This is a genomic window from Falsiroseomonas sp. RANM36, assembly GCF_056682175.1.
Genome location: NZ_JBWXTD010000010.1, coordinates 41,263 through 43,976, shown reverse-complemented (window position 1 = coordinate 43,976; position 2,714 = coordinate 41,263). Strand labels below are relative to the sequence as shown.

Genomic DNA, 2,714 nt, shown 5'->3' with positions numbered 1-2,714 from the left:
CCCACCCCGCGTCCGGCTCCTATTCACAATGGCCGGCGGGCGCCGCCGGCCTCCCCGCCGGGGGGCCCCCTCCCGGGGGGGGGGGGACAGGTCAGACCCGGCTCTGGCAGTCGCGGCGGGGCTCGCCGTTGCGCTGCACGAGACGGTCGGGGCTGTGTGCGCCTTGGGCGCGGCCGGTTGTCTCGCTCACTCCCGCCTGCGCCATGCGGTCGGCGGCAAAGCCGATCATTGCGCGGAGAGCCGACGCGCAGGAACGCGTCTCCAGCATCCACCGAAGCCGCCGCTTCGGCGCAGGTCAGAAACTCATGCCGATGCCGATCGAGGTGCCCGTGACGCCGCGATCGCCGAAGAAATACCGTCCCACCAGGCGGAGGCGGCTGAGATTGATGCCGGCCGCGCCAATCTCGTAGCGGCCGACATCGACCTCGATGCCCCCGCCGACCTTCAAGGCCCACCGGTAGCTGAGAACGTCGTACTGGTCCCCCAGATACAGGCTCGCATTGCCATCGAGGACCCAGCGAACCGGTCGGCCGAAGGCCTCCCAACCCGTCGGCCACCGGTACCGCCCCCAAAGACTGGCGGTGCTTGCTGTCCCGCGCCCACGCGCCGGTTCGATCGTGTCCCCGAAGGTCTGCAGGTCCAGTCTCGTGTAGCGAAGCTCGACATCGATGTCGCGCTCCGGCCGGTAGTCGTAGTAGGCCAGCATCAATGCGCCGCCGAAACCGGAGGCGAAAGCCTGCTGCCCCGACAGCGCCTCGATGTCCGGGCCGAAGCGCCACCCAAGATACCGCCCGAACAGCGCGGCATCCGTTGTCGCGTAGCCCAGGGCGGCGTTGAAGATCGGGCGCAGCCAGAGATTCTCGCCAAGGCGGATGTCGTAGCCGACGCCGATGGTCGCCGACACGTTGTTCCAGCGCAGCGGCACCTGGCGCGGCGGAAGATTGGTGAACACGGCGCGAGGATCGTAGCGCGCATAGCCGACATAGCCCTCGAGCCAGAGCGGGAAGGATTCGCTCAACGTGAAGCCGGAACCGAACTGCCCGAGCGTGAGGAGCGTCGAGCCCTCATCGGAGTTGGCCGTCGCGCGATCGACCTGCAGCGCGTTCGATGAACCGTCGGGTATCATCGTATAGCCCATCAGCCCGATCGCCCCGCCGTTGCGGGTGCCGAGCGCGTCCCGCAGGCGATCCAGCCTGTCCAGAATCGTGTCGAGCCGATCGCCAGCGGGCTGCTGGGCCAGCACCGGCGAGACCGCGCTGCTCGTCGCCAGCAGCAGCACCACCACCAACCCGGCCGGGCATGCGTTCATCGCGACCCCCATCAATCGAGCCTCGATGCGCAAGCGCCGGCGTGACGTGATGACGGCGCGATGCCATGACCCGGCGGACCGCCGTCGCGGAAAGTCCGCCGGCAGCCGGGTTCCGCGCGGCAGATCGAACGGCGCCGAAGCAGTCCAGCGCAGGCTGCCACGACGGCTGCGGATGCACAGCCGCGCCGGCCCACTGCCTACGACACCGACACCAGCATGAGCACGCGCTGCACCGTCCAGATGCTCGCGACGGCGATGCATCCGATCGCTGCGCCGGCCCGCGCGACACGCCACAGATCCCGGCTCGTGCGCTGCAACGCGATGAGGACGAGGAGCACGAGCGCGACGATCGCCAGCTGGCCGAGTTCCACGCCGACATTGAAGGCGAGCAGGCTCTCCCAGAGATTGGGCGCGTCGACCTTCAGGATCCTGTGCAGGACGAAGGAGAAGCCGAGGCCATGCAGCAGGCCGATCGCGCAGACCACGACGAACATGTTGCGCTCGGTGTGACCGCGGCGGGCCTGCGGCAGCAGGGCGATCGCGCCGGCATAGATGATGGACATCGCGATGCCCGCCTCCACCAGCGGCACGAACCACCCGCCCGCGGGCACGAAGCCGAGGAAGCCCAGGGTCAGCGTCACGCTGTGGCCGAGGGTGAAGCCCGTGATACGGGAGACCAGGCTGCGTATTCCGGTGGTGCCGAGGACGAGGCAGATCACGAACAGCACGTGATCGAGCCCTTCCAGGATATGCCGCGCGCCCTCGGCCACGAAGGTCAGCACGGCCGCTGCCGGGGCCCCGGCGATGGAGACGGGCTCGGCCATCAGGCCGCGCACCCGATAGACCTCGGTGCCAACAGGCCCGTAGTCGAGGATGAGGTTTGCCGTCTCCGCCTGGCCCGGCAGGCCCGGATCGAGGGTGCTGGACAGCGCATAGCTCCCCGTCTTTTCTCCGGTCTCGAACATCAGCACGACATCGACACCGGCGTCGCCGACATAGGTCTCCATCGCGGCGTACGCGGCCGAAGGTGGCGATGCGAAGACGGCGCGCGCCTCGGCGAGCGTGGCGAAGCCGGGCTCGGCGCCGATGCGGTGCACGCGCACGCCCTCGACGCGCGCGACGGGCCGTTCGCCGGCGAGGCGGAGCTGCAGGCTATCGGCGGCGATGCGCCCGAGGCCCGCGGCGTCGCGCCGCAGCGCCGCCCAGTCCACCAGGTGCATGACGCCGCCGGCTTCGCGGCGGTTGGTGGTGAAGGGCGCGGGCGCCGGCAGGCCATCGGTGTGAATCGGCGTGGAAAAAGGCCCCCCTGAGAGGGGTGATCGGCGTCCAAAAGGGACCCCTCTGGTGAAGGGGTTCACGTTGGCTCTCGGTGATGCCGGGGGTCATGTTTGGGATGCTGGTGGTG

At 69.5% G+C, this 2,714-nt stretch carries 2 protein-coding genes; both read right to left on the bottom strand.

Annotated elements, in window-relative coordinates:
• Nucleotides 1-295: 295 nt before the first annotated feature.
• Nucleotides 296-1,570 (bottom strand): hypothetical protein, encoded by a 1,275-nt coding sequence (locus AC1MIR_RS26910; protein WP_480031249.1) that lies wholly within the window; start codon nt 1,568-1,570, stop codon nt 296-298.
• Nucleotides 1,507-2,667: a HupE/UreJ family protein gene (locus tag AC1MIR_RS26905; protein WP_480031248.1), complete on the bottom strand. Its 1,161-nt coding sequence runs from the start codon at nt 2,665-2,667 to the stop codon at nt 1,507-1,509. The genes AC1MIR_RS26910 and AC1MIR_RS26905 overlap by 64 nt, the downstream gene beginning before the upstream one ends.
• Nucleotides 2,668-2,714: the final 47 nt, after the last annotated feature.

Bases quoted from the DNA above. Each gene is read 5' to 3' on its own strand.
- AC1MIR_RS26910 (WP_480031249.1), bottom strand. From the start codon at position 1,570: ATGCATCGCCGTCGCGAGCATCTGGACGGTGCAGCGCGTGCTCATGCT.